The sequence below is a fragment of the Monashia sp. NPDC004114 genome (genome assembly GCF_053603855.1).
Genome location: NZ_JBSGGK010000017.1, coordinates 102087 through 115898, shown reverse-complemented (window position 1 = coordinate 115898; position 13812 = coordinate 102087). Strand labels below are relative to the sequence as shown.

At 70.4% G+C, this 13812-nt stretch carries 12 protein-coding genes; 6 read left to right on the top strand and 6 right to left on the bottom strand.

Annotated elements, in window-relative coordinates:
* Positions 1–121: 121 nt before the first annotated feature.
* On the top strand, positions 122–754 hold the full coding sequence (locus ACWEOW_RS19740; RefSeq protein WP_452270947.1) for an FMN-binding negative transcriptional regulator: 633 nt from the start codon (positions 122–124) through the stop codon (positions 752–754).
* 96 nt (positions 755–850) lie between these two features.
* Positions 851–1135: a hypothetical protein gene (locus ACWEOW_RS19735; RefSeq protein WP_452270946.1), complete on the top strand. Its 285-nt coding sequence runs from the start codon at positions 851–853 to the stop codon at positions 1133–1135.
* A gap of 25 nt (positions 1136–1160) precedes the next feature.
* On the opposite strand, the gene ACWEOW_RS19730 is transcribed toward ACWEOW_RS19735, so the two are convergent.
* Positions 1161–2834, bottom strand: coding sequence for an FAD-dependent oxidoreductase (locus ACWEOW_RS19730; RefSeq protein ID WP_452270945.1), 1674 nt, complete (start codon positions 2832–2834; stop codon positions 1161–1163).
* Positions 2835–2992: 158 nt separating this feature from the next.
* Here ACWEOW_RS19730 and ACWEOW_RS19725 point away from each other — a divergent pair, with 158 nt between their 5' ends.
* Together ACWEOW_RS19725 and ACWEOW_RS19720 are read left to right on the top strand one after the other, a co-directional pair.
* On the top strand, positions 2993–4264 hold the full coding sequence (locus tag ACWEOW_RS19725; protein WP_452270944.1) for an ABC transporter substrate-binding protein: 1272 nt from the start codon (positions 2993–2995) through the stop codon (positions 4262–4264).
* Between the two features lie 46 nt (positions 4265–4310).
* On the top strand, positions 4311–4898 hold the full coding sequence (locus tag ACWEOW_RS19720; RefSeq protein WP_452270943.1) for a DNA-3-methyladenine glycosylase I: 588 nt from the start codon (positions 4311–4313) through the stop codon (positions 4896–4898).
* 20 nt (positions 4899–4918) lie between these two features.
* Here ACWEOW_RS19720 and ACWEOW_RS19715 read toward each other — a convergent pair whose 3' ends face one another.
* From ACWEOW_RS19715 to ACWEOW_RS19700, 4 genes are all read right to left on the bottom strand, one after another.
* Positions 4919–6514: a phytoene desaturase family protein gene (locus tag ACWEOW_RS19715; RefSeq protein ID WP_452270942.1), complete on the bottom strand. Its 1596-nt coding sequence runs from the start codon at positions 6512–6514 to the stop codon at positions 4919–4921.
* Positions 6515–6517: 3 nt separating this feature from the next.
* Positions 6518–7483 (bottom strand): SGNH/GDSL hydrolase family protein, encoded by a 966-nt coding sequence (locus ACWEOW_RS19710; protein ID WP_452270941.1) that lies wholly within the window; start codon positions 7481–7483, stop codon positions 6518–6520.
* A gap of 226 nt (positions 7484–7709) precedes the next feature.
* Entirely contained in the window at positions 7710–8801 is a 1092-nt protein-coding gene (locus ACWEOW_RS19705; protein WP_452270940.1) for an AI-2E family transporter, read from the bottom strand.
* Positions 8802–8820: 19 nt separating this feature from the next.
* On the bottom strand, positions 8821–9309 hold the full coding sequence (locus ACWEOW_RS19700; protein ID WP_452270939.1) for a DUF1269 domain-containing protein: 489 nt from the start codon (positions 9307–9309) through the stop codon (positions 8821–8823).
* Between the two features lie 222 nt (positions 9310–9531).
* On the opposite strand from ACWEOW_RS19700, the gene ACWEOW_RS19695 reads away from it, so the two are divergent.
* On the top strand, positions 9532–10185 hold the full coding sequence (locus ACWEOW_RS19695; protein ID WP_452270938.1) for a PH domain-containing protein: 654 nt from the start codon (positions 9532–9534) through the stop codon (positions 10183–10185).
* A 96-nt stretch (positions 10186–10281) separates the two neighbouring features.
* Positions 10282–12042 (top strand): AMP-binding protein, encoded by a 1761-nt coding sequence (locus ACWEOW_RS19690; RefSeq protein ID WP_452270937.1) that lies wholly within the window; start codon positions 10282–10284, stop codon positions 12040–12042.
* Here the strand turns inward: ACWEOW_RS19690 and ACWEOW_RS19685 are convergent.
* Positions 12032–13735: a metallophosphoesterase family protein gene (locus tag ACWEOW_RS19685; RefSeq protein ID WP_452270936.1), complete on the bottom strand. Its 1704-nt coding sequence runs from the start codon at positions 13733–13735 to the stop codon at positions 12032–12034. The genes ACWEOW_RS19690 and ACWEOW_RS19685 overlap by 11 nt on opposite strands.
* Between the last annotated feature and the right edge of the window lie 77 nt (positions 13736–13812).

Genomic DNA, 13812 nt, shown 5'->3' with positions numbered 1-13812 from the left:
AGCTTCGACGGTAATAACCGCCGAAGCTCGCGACTGCTCGGTGTGTTGCGCGATCCGGGGGATCCGAATGGCCAGTCGACGTGGGACGTGGGTTCGGATCGCGGGGTGCGAGGATCGGGGGATGTACGTGCCTGCGTTCAACGCGATGGATGACGACGAGGTGCGGTCCTTCCTCGCCGCCCACCCGGCCGCGCACCTGGTCACTGTGGGCCCCGACGGGCGGCCCGACGCCACGCTGCTGCCGATCATCATCGACGAGTCCGGCGACAGCCCGCGAGTGCTCGGCCACTTCGCGCGGAGCAACGACCACTGGAGGCGGATCGCCGACGGTGGACCGGGACTCGTGGTCGTCTCCGGCGCCGACGCCTACATCTCGCCGAGCTGGTACGCCACCAAGGCCGAGCACGGCCGCGTCGTCCCGACCTGGAACTACTCCGAGGTGCACCTGTCCGGCCCCGTCGCCGTGCACGACGACCCGGACTGGGTGCTCGACATCGTCACCCGCCTGACCGAGCGGCACGAGGCGCATCGCGACCCGGCGTGGTCGCTCACCGACGCACCCGAGAAGTTCATCCACACCAGGCTCCGCGCGATCGTCGGCGTCGAGCTGGTCGTCGAGCAGATCGAGGGCAAGGCCAAGCTCGGCCAGAACCGCTCCGAGGCCGACCGCGCCGGAGCGGTCGCGGGGCTGCGAGCGGAAGAGGACCCGGCGGCATACGTCGTGGCTCGTGAGATGGAGTCGACGCTCGACTGAGCGCCGAACTGCTTGGGGCACAAGGGAACCGGGCTCCATCGGAACTTCAGTGGCTTGTCACAGACGCCCCACAGCGCCGGCCCCGAGGCTCGTCACATGGACACCACACCCCGCCCCGCAGACCCCCGTCCGACCGTCCGCACGGCCCTGCGTCGCGGGCTCGGCGCCGCTGGCGCCGCCGTGGCGGTCGCATTCGTCGGCACGACCGGCCTCGGGGCCGCACAGGCCCACGCCGCCGGCATCGCCGGAGGGCTGGAGTTCGTGGGCACAGCCAAGCCGCATCACCACAGGGTGCCTGCCGCCCACCCGGCCAACCTGCCCGCAGCCACGACCGTCGCCGTGCGCTACTCGTTCAACAACGGTGAGCTGATCCGGCTCTGATCGAGCCGACGCCGCCCCGCGGGGGTCAGCTGCCCGGAGACAGCCACGCGTGCACGAGCGGCACGACCGACGCGCCCTCACCGCTCGCGGCCGCCACACGCTTCATCGACCCCGACCTGATGTCGCCCGCCGCGAAGACGCCGGGCACGGTCGTCTCGAGGCTCTCGGGCGGCAGGCCGTTGCGCCACTTGTCCTGCGGCACGTCGCGGCCGGTCAGGACGAACCCGCGCTCGTCGCGGGCGAGCGCGTCCGGCAGCCACTCGCAGTAGGGCGCGGCCCCGATGAGCAGGAACAGCCCACGGCACTCGCGGCGTCGCACCGTGCCGTCGGCAGTGTTGCGGATCGTGACCCACCCGAGCCGGGCGTCGTCGCCGGGGCCGCCCTCGACCACCTCGGAGCACGGCTGCACGGTGATCCTCGGGTTGTAGTGGATCTCGCCGACGAGGTACTGCGACATCGTCTCCTCGAGCGAGTTGCGACGCACGAGGATCGTCACCGACCGGGCGAACCTCGCCAGGTGGATCGCGGCCTGACCCGCCGAGTTGCCACCGCCGACGACGATGACGTCGTAGCCCTCCATCTCGCGGGCGGCGGTCATCGCGCTGCCGTAGTTGACGCCGAGCCCGATGAGAGGCTCGATGCCGGGCGCGTCGAGGCGGCGGTACTTGACGCCGGCCGACACGACGACGGCGCGGGCCCGGACGTCGCCGCCCTCGGTGCACAGAACATGCGGCGTGCTCGTGCCGTCCTCGTCGGGCTCGCCCGGGACGAACGATGTCACGGGCCAGCCGGTGAAGAACCGGGTGCCGAAGCGGATCGCCTGGTTGCGGGCGCGCTGCGACAGGCGCATCCCGGAGATGCCGCGTGGGAAGCCGAGGTAGTTGCGGATCATCGACGACGTGCCGGCCTGCCCGCCGATGGCCTCGGCCTCGAGCACGATCGTCGACAGACCTTCGGACGAGGCGTACACCGCCGCGGCCAGGCCCGCCGGCCCGGCCCCGACGATCGCAAGGTCCACGACCTGGTCGACGTCGATGTCGGCCGGGCGCCCGTAGATGCGCACGGCGACGTCGTGCACGCTCGTCGCCGTGCCGATCGTCTTGTCCATGGCCTGCACGATCGGGAAGACGGGCTCGCCGTCGACGTGCGAGAGCACGAGCCGCCCCTCCTCGCTGTCGGGTGCGTACACCCGGTTGGGCATTCCCATCCGGTCGAGGTAGTCGCGGATGCTCAGGGTCAGTGCGTCCTGGACGGGTGACACGATGCGCACCGTCACGACCTCGGGCTCGGCCACGGTCGAGCCCCAGTCGGACAGCAGCTCGCACACCGCCGTGTGGAACTCCTCGTCGCGCACGCCGCGGGGCATGAGGAGGTATGCGTCGTACTTGCCCTTTGCCAGGCCGGACCTCAGGCCCTCGGCGTCCTCCCGGAACATCGACCAGTGGGCGGCGATGAGGCGTCGTGCGGTCGGCACGGTCGCGCGCCACCAGTGGAACGCCTCGAGCACATTGGCGTCGGGCAGCCGTGACTCGGACACGAACATGGCGACCTGGCCGCCGTCGGCGACGACCTGCTTGGCCACGGTCTTGGCCTCGGCCGCAGACGTCGCGGTGCGGATGTCGTAGTCGCGCCGGTAGCGGCCGAACTCGTCGGCCAGCTGGTCGGTGCGGGTCTCGGACACGAGGATGAGGGCCGGCATCACCCCATCGATCCTAGGAGAGAACGGCCCGCGGGTACCGAGGCGGCAACGCTTTCGTCATTTTGGGGTGAACCGTCCACCCCTGGTGCCAGGCTACGTTCGATCGTGGATGACCGCACCGATCGAGGGACTCACGACAGGGACCGAGGGAGCCACCGATGTCACGGATGTTCAGGCACACCACCGCAGTCGCCGCAGCAGGCTTGGCCGGCATGCTCGCCCTGGCCGCATGCAGCTCGAGCGACACGCCCAGCAACACGACGGGCGGCTCGCCGAGCGCAGGCGGCACAGGGGGAGGCGGTGGCGCGACGATCACGTTCTTGGTCCCGTCGGGCAGCCCGGCCGACGTCACCCTCATCCAGAACGTCGTCAAGCCGTGGGAGGACCAGACCGGCAACAAGGTCGAGGTCGCCGCGGCGGCGAGCGACATCGGCAAGGAGCTGACCGATGCCTTCAAGGCGGGCACGCCACCGGACCTGTTCTTCACCGACGCCGGGGTCTTCGCCACCTACGCCAAGGACGGCAACCTCTTCGCCTACGGCGACCAGCTCGACATGACGAGCGACTTCTACCCGCAGCTCGTGCAGACCTTCACCAACGGTGGCAAGTTCTACTGCGCGCCGACGGGCTTCACGACCCTCGCCCTCGTCATCAACCCGGACCTGTGGAGCGCAGCCGGCCTGACGACGACCCAGGTGCCGACGACGTGGGGCCAGCTCGAGACCATCGCCCAGAAGCTCACGGCCAACGGCGTCAAGGGCCTCGTCGTCGGCGACACCATCGACCGCGTCGGCGCCTTCATGCGCCAGGCCGGAGGCTGGATCGTCAACGCCGACCAGACCAGGATGACGGCCGACACCGCGACAAACCTCACCGGCGTGACCGAGGTGCAGAAGCTGCTCGAGGGCGGCAGCGCGGCATACCCGAAGGCACTCGGTGCCACGACGAGCGCCGAGGCGTACGGCATGGGCAAGGCCGCGATGACGATCGAGGACAACACGATCAAGGCGGTGCTCAAGAACAGCTACCCCAACACGAAGTTCATCGCGGTCGAGCTGCCCGCCGGTCCGGCGTCGAAGGGCACCCTCGCGTTCGCGGACTGCTACGGCATCGCCGCCGCGAGCAAGAACCAGCCCGCCGCCGTCGACCTCGTGAGGTTCCTGTCGACGACCAACCCGTCGATGCAGCTCGCGGGCGGGCTCGGATTCATGCCCCCGCTCCGGTCGGCCCAGCAGGCCTTCGTGGGGCAGTTCCCGTCCGACAAGGCGTTCGTCGCCGGGGTGACCTACGCGACGCCGCCGGTGACGGTCGCCGGCATGGAGACAGCGCTCGACTCGTTCGACGCGAAGCTGGCCGGCCTGCCCGATGCGGACCCGAAGGCGATGCTGCAGCAGCTGCAGAAGGACGGCGACGCGGTCTTCCAGCAGTGAGCTGACACCCCTTCGACTGTCATGGCGGTGCCCTAGGGTCACCGGCATGACAGTTGTCGGAGCGGACGGGCTGGCCAGACCCACCTGGGCGTCGGTGGATCCACTGCTGATGGAGTACTACGACACCGAGTGGGGGATGCCGGTCCGCGACGAGCACGGGATGTACGAGCGGATCTGCCTCGAAGGGTTCCAGTCCGGCCTGTCGTGGGCCACGATCCTGCGCAAGAGGCCGGCATTCCGGGCGGCCTTCGCCGACTTCGACCCCGACGTCGTGGCCGGGTTCACCGACGCCGACGTCGAGCGGCTCATGGGTGACGCGGGCATCGTCCGCAACCGCGCGAAGATCCGGGCCGCGATCACCAACGCGCGCGCGACGGTCGCGCTGCGCGAGGAGGGCGGGCTCGTCGACCTCGTCTGGGGCTTCAAGCCGGCCGACACGCCTCGTCCCAACGACTACTCCGAGCTGCCGACCGTTTCAGAGGAGTCGAAGGCCCTGTCGAAAGCCTTGCGCAAGAAGGGTTTTGCCTTCGTCGGTCCGACGACCATGTATGCGCTCATGGAGGCCGTGGGCATCATCGACGCGCATCTCATGACCAGCCATCGTCGCGGGTCATCGGGCATCTGGCCCGCCTGACGAGCCATGGATCAAGGGGCTCACCGCTCGAGGATCGCCCGGGCTGCGTTGTGACCGGGGATGCCGCTCACACCCCCGCCGCGGCGGGCTCCAGCGCTCGCGAGGACGACGTTCCCGTATGCCGTCTCGACGCCCCACGAGCCCACGTCGCCGGGCCGCTCGGCCCAGGGCCACTGCAGTGAGCGGTGGAAGATGTGACCGCCGGGCAGCCCGAGCGCGTGCTCGAGGTCGACCGGGCTCCGGGCCTCGATGCACGGGTTCCCGGCGGCGTCGTGCACGAGCAGGGGCTCGAGGGGCTCGGCGAGCACGGAGTCGATCGACCGGATGGTGGCCTCCAGGGCCTGCTTCGTCGCGCCGTCGTTGTCGACCCTGAAGAGACGGGCGGGCAGGTGCAGCGCGAAGACCGTCAGGGTCTGCACGTCCGTCGCAGCGAGCGCCGGCCCGAGGATCGACCGGTCGCTCAGGGTGTGGCAGTAGAGCTCGCACGGCGGAAGGTCGGGGATGCGACCGGCGCGGGCGGCGGCATACGCCCGCTCCAGCTGGGCAAAGCCCTCGTTGACGTGGAAGGTGCCTGCGAACGCGGCACGCGGGTCGACCGACTCGTCACGCAGGCGCGGCAGCCGGCTGAGCAGCAGGTTGACCTTGAGCTGCGAGCCCTCGACGTCCTGCTCGGTCGGCACCGGCGGTGCGCCGCTCGCCGCGAGCAGCCGGTTGAGCACCTCCGGGGCGCACCCCGCGACGATGGTGGACGCCCGGGCGGTGTGCGTCGTGGCCGAAGTCCGGCCGGCAGACCACCGGTCGGCCGGCGCGGCGGAGTCGGTCCACGCGACCACACCTGTCGACGGGTCGACGGAGCAGACCTCGGCGCTCGTCACGACCATCGCTCCCGCTGAGACCGCAGCTGCCGCAAGCGAGTCCGTCACTGCGCCCATCCCGCCGACCGGCACGTCCCAGTCGCCGGTCCCGCCGCCGAACAGCATGTAGAGCAGACAGATGTTCGGTCGCAGGCCGGCGTCGTCGAGGGACGCGAACGTCCCGATCAGCGCGTCGGTGGCGATGATGCCGCGCACGGTGTCGTCCGTTGTGACGGCGCGGACCAGGTCACCCACCGGTCGGGTCGTCAGCGCGTCGAAGAGGTCGTCGTCGCCCACGAGCCCTCGCAGGTGCTCGCGGGATCGCAGCGGCTCGAGCGTGGTCGGGAAGACCCGCTCGGCGAGCCGGCCCATGCGCGCGTAGAAGGCCGACCACCCGGCATAGGCCGCATCGCCGCCGGTGAGGTCGCCGAACCGCGCGCGTGTGGCGGGCTCGTCGGCGCTGTCGACGAGCACACCCTGCTCGGGCCGCGCTGGGAACGGGGTGTACGACGAGAACCGGCGACGCACGAGCCGGACGTCGAGACCGAGGTCGGTGACGATCTGCCGCGGGAGCAGCGACACGAGATACGAGTAGCGCGACAGGCGGGCGTCGACGCCGTCGAACGGCCGGGTGGACACCGCTGCGCCGCCGACCCACCCCGACCTCTCGAGGACCAGGACGCGGCGCCCCGCCCGCGCGAGGTACGCGGCGGCGGTCAGCCCGTTGTGACCGCCGCCGACGACGACGTCGTCAAACCGCATTCATCAATGGTGCGTCGCAGCCCAGGCCGCGTCCTGCTTCGCGTTGGCGGCGCGGTCCGCGGCGTCGATGCTGGCCCGGCTCGTGAGGTCGACGCCTGCCTTGGCGGCTGCCGCCTTGGCCTGCGGTGTCGTCAGGTCAGGCAGCACGAACTCCTTGGGCGCGATGAGCCGGTCGGCCGCGGCATACCGGGCGGCATCCGTGGTGATCGCGCTCGCAGAGTAGGTGGCGGCCGCGGCGGCCACCACGGCGACGCCGAAGGCCGGCTTGGTGACGACGGCATAGCCGTCACGGTGCCCGGCGATGTTGGGGTGGTAGCTCTCGCCGACCGGGTTGGACAGGCCGTTGATCCACTCGACGGAGTCGCACACCGCGTGCCCGACGAACTTCGAGGTCGGGTTGACGAAGGTGAAGCCCTTGGCCGCGGCGGCGGTGGCGGTCCGTGAGTTGAGCAGGTCGGCCGTCGCGTTGAGCCGCGTCTCCTCCGCCGACGAGAACCACGTCAGCAGGTTGCAGTCCTGGCCGTTGAAGATCCGCGGGTACCCGACGACGATCACCTTCGCGTTCGGCGCCTTGCTCCGGATCGAGGTGTACAGCGTCGAAAGGCGCCCGGGCAGCGTGTTGTTGATGATGTTCTGCGCCGTGTCGATGGCCCCGTTGCAGTTGCTCAGCCATCCCGGCTTCGCGCACTCGGTGAGCACGCTGGCGAAGCCGGCGTCGTTACCGCCCACCGAGATCGTCACGTATGCCGTCGCACTCGTCAGCGCGGACAGCTGGGTGTTCGTGACGTCGGCGACCGTCGCGCCCGAGCAGGCGCGGAAGGTCAGGGCCAGACCGAGGGAGGCGGCGTCGAGCGACGGGTAGGCGTAGACCGACCGCTGGCAGGACGTGCCGTCGTTGATGTAGGTCCGGGTGCCGGTGCCGGAGGAGTACGAGTCGCCCAAGGCGACATAGCTGGCGGCCGCGGCCACGGCGGGTGTGGCGGCCGCGAGAGCAGCGCCGGTCCGGTGAGGATGGCCAGCCCGGCGCCGACGAGCCGGCGGCGGGTCGTGCGGCGGGTCGGGTGGCGGGTCAGCTGGCGGGTCACTGACTGGGGGATGGGGATGACGGGCCTGCTCTTCACGACGCACTCCTTTGTGGTCGAAGGCTGATGACCGGACAGTAGGACGGCGGGCACGGGTCCGCAGGCTGAATCGCTCATTCCAGCCGGCGGTCGCCGAGCAGCGCCCCGACCCACCGCGTGCGGGGGTCGACGTCGACGAGCAGCGCCTTGGCGAACAACGTGAGGGGGACCGCGAGGATCGCACCGACGGGACCGATGATGGCCGCCCAGACGACGAGCGACAGGAACGTCACGGTTGCCGACAGCCCGACCGCATCACCGACGAGCCGAGGCTGGATCACCGACTGGATGACGAGGTTGACGACGCTGTAGGCCACGATCACGGTGAGGCACAGCTGCCAGCCACCTTCGAGCAGTGCCAGCACGGCCGGCGGGATGAGGCCGATGACGAAGCCGATGTTGGGGATGTAGTTGGTGATGAACGCCAGGAGCCCCCAGAGGAGCGGCGCCGGCACGCCGAGGGCCCACAGCATCAGGGTGTCGATGACGGCTACGACGAAGCCGAAGACCGACGACACGATGAGGTAGCGCCGGGTCAGGTGGGTGAAGCTGCCTAACGCCTCGACGAAGGCCGGACGCTCGTCCTGGAGGCGCTCGAGGGAGGCCGTGAACCGGCTCGCGTCCATGCAGGTGAAGAGCACCAGGGCCAGGACGAAGACCAGGCTCGTCAGCGCCGACACCACCCCACCGAACAGCCCGGCGAGCCACGAGCTGAGGCCGTTCAGGTCGAGGGACGACAGCATCGCGTCACTCTGTGGTGCCTGGACACCCAGCCCCGCCAGCCACGACGTGACCTCGCCGACGAGGTCGTCGAACTTGGCGGCATACGTCGGTATGAGCTCGGCGAACCGCGCCACCGACACGACGAGGAGCGCGACGAACACGATCAGGCCGACGGTCACGACGAGGATCGCGGCGGTCGCGCCGAGCCAGCGCGGGGCGCCGCGGTCGACCAGGAGCGTGCGGATCGGGCTCGCAGCGACCGTGAGCACGAGAGCGAGGAAGGCCGGCGCCACCAGGCCGGAGATCCGGTGCAGCCCGAGCACGAAGACGAGGCCCGCCGCCAGGCCGACGATGACGACGAGCCCACGCGGCAGCAGCTGCCCGCCGGCCGGCACAGGGGCGCCCGGCGGCACGTGGGTGGATGGCTCCGGTTGCGACGGCATGGGCGCCGCGGGGGCGGCCTCAGTCCTCGCCGAACGTCGCGAGCAGCTTCGCCTCGTCGTCCCCGGAGAGGTTGGACTGGATCAGGGTCGGGCGGAGCTCCTCGAAGGCCGGCAGGACCTTGTCGAGCACCGCGTCGGAGGTCAGCGCGAACAGCGCCGACGTGCCGGGCGTGACCTCCTTGCGGACGTTGTCGATGAAGGAGTCGTCGATGCCGACGTCGCTGAGGGCACCGGCCAGCGCGCCGGTCGCGGCACCGATCGCCACACCGAGCAGGGGCACGAAGAAGAGCAGCCCGAAGAGCAGCCCCCAGAAGGACCCGCCGAGGGCGCCCTTGCCGGCGAGGTTGTTCAGCTGGCGCGTCTTCGGCTTCTTCTTGTCCGAGGGCCAGGACACCGTGGCGGCGTCGTGCAGGGTGATGAGCTCTTGGCTGACGAGATCACGCAGGGTCTCCACGGCCTGGTCGGCACCCTCAGCCGAGTCGAACTTCCAGACGGTCAGGGTTGCCATGTGTTCCTCCCGGTGAGGGTCGGTTGGTGGACGGGAGTCGGGCGAGCCGACCCCTGCAGCGTCCTCCCGCGGTCGTCCGGGAGACCTCATCCGGCGCGGGTGAAGCGACCTGGGCGGGACACGGCGGTGATGCGTCTCCGCGGGGCATGCCGGGGCCTAGGCTGACGGCATACGACCGTGCGCGGGGTGGAACGGCACGGTCGACCCGGACAGGAGGACATCGTGGGGTTCCCGGAGAACGTGCTGGCCAAGGGCGAGCGCGTCGAGCGCAGCCTTCATCCGCACTGGCTCACCGTCGTCATCCCGACCCTGTTCGGACTGGTGCTCGCGGCCCTGTGCGTGGTCGCCGTGTGGGCCACGCCCAACGACAGCACCGGCAACCGGATCCAGCTCATCGCGGTCATCCTGCTCGTCCTCGTCGCGATCCCGCTCGTCGTCGTGCCGTACCTGCGGTGGCGGACCACCCACTACGTCATCACGACGCACCGGGTCATGGTGCGCCGCGGCATCCTGACCAAGAACGGCAAGGACATCACGCTGTCGAAGATCACCGACGTGAGCTTCCAGCAGACCCTCCTGGACCGCATCATCGGTGCGGGGTCGCTGCACATCGAGTCCGCCGGCGACAGCCCGGACGAGAACCTCAGCTACATCCCGCGCAGCAACGAGGTGCAGCAGCTGATCAACCGGCTCATCGACCAGGACGACCTACGCCGCCGGTCCTACGGCCGTGGCGGGTCCGGCGACGACTACGGCAGTGGCACCGGCAGTGGCACCGGCAATGAGAACGGCGATCACTACGACGACGACACGACCGACGACACCCGGGCGATGCCCAAGGGCAAGCGGGACCGGCCGGAGCTCGCCGAGGAGTGACCGCGCGGCCGGCGCGGCCTGAACGACCTCCAGAGGCGGGTGTGGCTGTCGTCACGGGCACTCCCGCCTGTTGCTAGGACGTCCTACAGTCTGATCATGGCTTCGACGACGAGCTCCCCGACGACCACCACCGACACCTTCCGGGCGGCCCGCGACCAGCTGCTCGCCCTGCGCGGTGACCACGAACGCGCCGTGGCGGAGTTCCGCTTCCCCGACGTCGGCGACCGCTGGAACTGGGCGGTCGACTGGTTCGACGCGGTCGGCCGGGGCAACGACCGGGCCTGCCTGACGATCGTCGAGGAGGACGAGTCGGCGCGATCGGTGACGTTCGACGAGATGGCCCGACGCAGCGACCAGGTCGCCGCCTGGCTCGGGTCGCTCGGCGTCCGCCGCGGCGACTCGGTGATCCTCATGCTCGGCAACCAGGTCGAGCTCTGGGAGGCGATGCTGGGCGTCATCAAGCTCGGCGCCGTCCTCATGCCCACCACCACGGCCGTCGGGCCGGGCGACCTCGTCGACCGCATGGAGCGTGGCGGCGCCCGCGCGGTCATCACCAACGCGCGCGAGGTGCACAAGTTCACCGAGGTGCCCGGGGACTACGTTCGCGTCGTCGTCGGGTCCGCCGACGGCGAGGACGTCACCGGCTGGGAGCCTTATGCCGCGTCGAACGACGTCGAGGCCGGCCCGGCTCCGCATCCCGGCACCACCCCCGACGACCGCATGCTGCTCTACTTCACCTCCGGCACGACGAGCCGTCCCAAGCTCGTGGAGCACACCCAGCGGTCCTACCCGGTGGGCCACCTGTCGACGATGTACTGGATCGGGCTCAAGCCCGGCGACGTCCACCTCAACATCTCGAGCCCCGGCTGGGCCAAGCATGCCTGGTCGTGCTTCTTCGCACCGTGGATCGCCGAGGCGACGATCTTCATCTACAACTACGCGAGGTTCGACGCCGCGGCGCTGCTTCGGGTGCTGCGCACTCACGAGGTGACCTCGATCTGTGCGCCGCCGACGGTGTGGCGCATGCTCATCAAGTCCGACCTGTCCGGTGGCCCCGGCTCGCTCCGCGAGGTCATCGGGGCCGGCGAGCCGCTCAACCCGGAGGTCATCGCCCAGGTCGAGAAGGCGTGGGGCCTGACGATCCGCGACGGGTACGGCCAGACCGAGATGACCGCCGCCGTCGGCAACACCCCGGGCTCGCTGCTCAAGCCGGGGTCGATGGGGCGGCCGCTGCCCGGCTGTCCGGTCGTCGTCGTCGACCCGGTCACGAACACGCTCGTCACCGAGCTGGACGCCACCGGCCACCGGGAGGGCGAGATCTGCCTGGACCTGTCGGCCCACCCGGTCCCGCTCATGACCGGCTACCAGGGCGACGAGAAGCGCAACGCCGAGGCGATGGCCGGTGGTTTCTACCACACGGGCGACGTCGCGTCGGTCGACCCCGACGGCTACATCACGTACATCGGCCGCACCGACGACGTGTTCAAGGCCAGTGACTACAAGATCAGCCCCTTCGAGCTGGAGTCGGTCCTCATCGAGCACCCCGCCGTCGCCGAGGCTGCGGTCGTGCCGGCCCCCGACCCGGTCCGGCTCGCCGTGCCCAAGGCGTACATCGCGCTCGCCCCCGGCCACGAGCCTGGGCCCGAGGTCGCCCTGTCGATCCTGGCGCATGCCCGCGAGAAGCTCGCGCCGTGGCAGCGGGTCCGCCGGATCGAGTTCTACGAGCTGCCGAAGACGATCTCCGGCAAGATCCGCCGCGTCGAGCTGCGCGGGCGCGAGAACGACCTGGAGGCCACGCACGCGCAGCAGCCGGCGCTGGAGTGGCGCGACGACCAGTTCCCCGAGCTCAGGGCCTGATCGTCGAGGTGGTGGGCGTCGGCGTCGCGGGGGTCGTCCCGGTGGACGTGCTCCCGGGCTGCGCCGGGTCGCCTGGCGGCGGCAGGTCCCGGATCGTCGTGTCGTCGACCCGTCCGCAGGTCCGCTTGTCCGTCGACGCCGGCTGCCCGGGCTGCTCCCTCGTCTCCGGTGGTCGGTACGGGTCGATGCGGGCGCCGCTGATCACCTGCACGCTGTCGTAGGCCGGCCGGCCCTCGAGCAGGTTGCGGAAGCTGTAGCGGGTCAGTGTCGTCAGCTCGCATGCCGGGCCGAACGAGAGGATGTCGAAGGAGTACGGCTGCCCGTTCAGCTCCTCGCCCGGACCCGCCACGTAGTGCGACACGACCCCGCCCCCGGTGAACGTCCCCACCTGGATCCGGTTGCCCTCCAAGGCCGGCGAGTGCATGTGCCCGTTGACCAGGAGACGTCCGGCGTCGACGTACCGGGCGGCATACGGCTCGTGCGTGACGACGATGTCGGGCTCCGGCTGGTCGGCCAGGGTCGCGTTGTACGCGTCGACGGCGGGCTTCTCCTTGGCGACGGGGTCCTGGTTGTCGTCGCCGAAGTAGCGCGGGTCGTTGAAACCGGTGATCCGCAGGCCGTGGAAGGTCAGCTCGCGAAGGGTGCCCCCGCCGTCCTGCAGCAGCACGACGTTCTTGATCCGCGCCAGGCGGGTGAGCAGCGCCCGGTCGTGCGGGGACGACTGGTCGTGGTTGCCGGAGGTGAAGATGTAGGGCACGCCGAGCGACGCGATCCCGCGGAACATCCCGGCGACCTCGGCCTCCTGCACCTGGCCGAAGTTGAGCAGGTCTCCACTGTCGACGACCGCGTCGATCTGCTCCTCCTCGATGATCGAGCGCATCAGGGCGTACTGGTTCGCGCCGTGGATGTCGGAGACGAGCAGCAGCCGCGCCGAGACCGGCTCCTCGACGTTGCCCTGGACGTACTTCTGCTGGAGCGCCTGGGTCACGGCGAGCAGGTTGCGGAAGTAGGGCGTGACCTGGGCGGCGCGTGCCTCGACGTTGGCGAGCAGGCCGGCGTTGCGCTGGACGACACCGAGGACGCCGGTCGTGCTGTAGGCCGCGAAGCGGCTGGGCTGGTACGTCGTGGCGATGCCGACGAAGGTCACGGCACACGCGGTGACCATGGCACTGACCACGACCGCGACATGGTGCCGGCGGGTCTGGCGCTGCCGGATGTAGTGGGAGGCCGTGGCGAGAGCGAGTGCCGCGACGGCCGCCCCGCCGGCGAACCGGATCCCGACGCCGCTCGCGGCCTGCATGATCGCCGCCGAGATCTCGTCGTTCGAGGGCTGCAGCGCCCGGACGTCGACGTTCTTGCGCGTGAAGAGGTTCATGATCTCCTCGCGCACGGCGACCTCGATGTCGATGCCGGGCGCGACGAGCGGTGAGTCGAACTGCACGTCGACATCGCCGATGATCGTCGGGGCGTGCAGGTCAGGCGTATGCCGGGGGATCGGGTCGAGGCGGAGCACCGCGCGGTACTGGGACGTCTCGACGACGGTCGGTGCGAGGTTGGTCGCCGCGACGCCGCCGAGGTAGCAGACCGCGAGCATGGCGAACCAGGCCACCACGTGCCTGCCGCGCCGCATCCAGGTGCTCGCAGCGACCGTCCGGGCCTTGTCCATCAAGGAGTGGTCCATCGCAAGACGCATCGTCCCCACCCTAGGGCGGCGAACCTGTCGAGGCCGGTGACGTGAGCTTTCGCGAAGACCGTCGGGGCCGCCGCGGG

Excerpts from the sequence above, each read along its gene's own strand:
- ACWEOW_RS19740 (WP_452270947.1), top strand. The coding sequence starts at position 122 with ATGTACGTGCCTGCGTTCAACGCGATGGATGACGACGAGGTGCGGTCC.
- ACWEOW_RS19735 (WP_452270946.1), top strand. The coding sequence starts at position 851 with ATGGACACCACACCCCGCCCCGCAGACCCCCGTCCGACCGTCCGCACG.
- ACWEOW_RS19730 (WP_452270945.1), bottom strand. The coding sequence starts at position 2,834 with ATGCCGGCCCTCATCCTCGTGTCCGAGACCCGCACCGACCAGCTGGCC.
- ACWEOW_RS19725 (WP_452270944.1), top strand. The coding sequence starts at position 2,993 with ATGTCACGGATGTTCAGGCACACCACCGCAGTCGCCGCAGCAGGCTTG.
- ACWEOW_RS19720 (WP_452270943.1), top strand. The coding sequence starts at position 4,311 with ATGACAGTTGTCGGAGCGGACGGGCTGGCCAGACCCACCTGGGCGTCG.
- ACWEOW_RS19715 (WP_452270942.1), bottom strand. The coding sequence starts at position 6,514 with ATGCGGTTTGACGACGTCGTCGTCGGCGGCGGTCACAACGGGCTGACC.
- ACWEOW_RS19705 (WP_452270940.1), bottom strand. The coding sequence starts at position 8,801 with ATGCCGTCGCAACCGGAGCCATCCACCCACGTGCCGCCGGGCGCCCCT.
- ACWEOW_RS19700 (WP_452270939.1), bottom strand. The coding sequence starts at position 9,309 with ATGGCAACCCTGACCGTCTGGAAGTTCGACTCGGCTGAGGGTGCCGAC.
- ACWEOW_RS19690 (WP_452270937.1), top strand. The coding sequence starts at position 10,282 with ATGGCTTCGACGACGAGCTCCCCGACGACCACCACCGACACCTTCCGG.
- ACWEOW_RS19685 (WP_452270936.1), bottom strand. The coding sequence starts at position 13,735 with ATGCGTCTTGCGATGGACCACTCCTTGATGGACAAGGCCCGGACGGTC.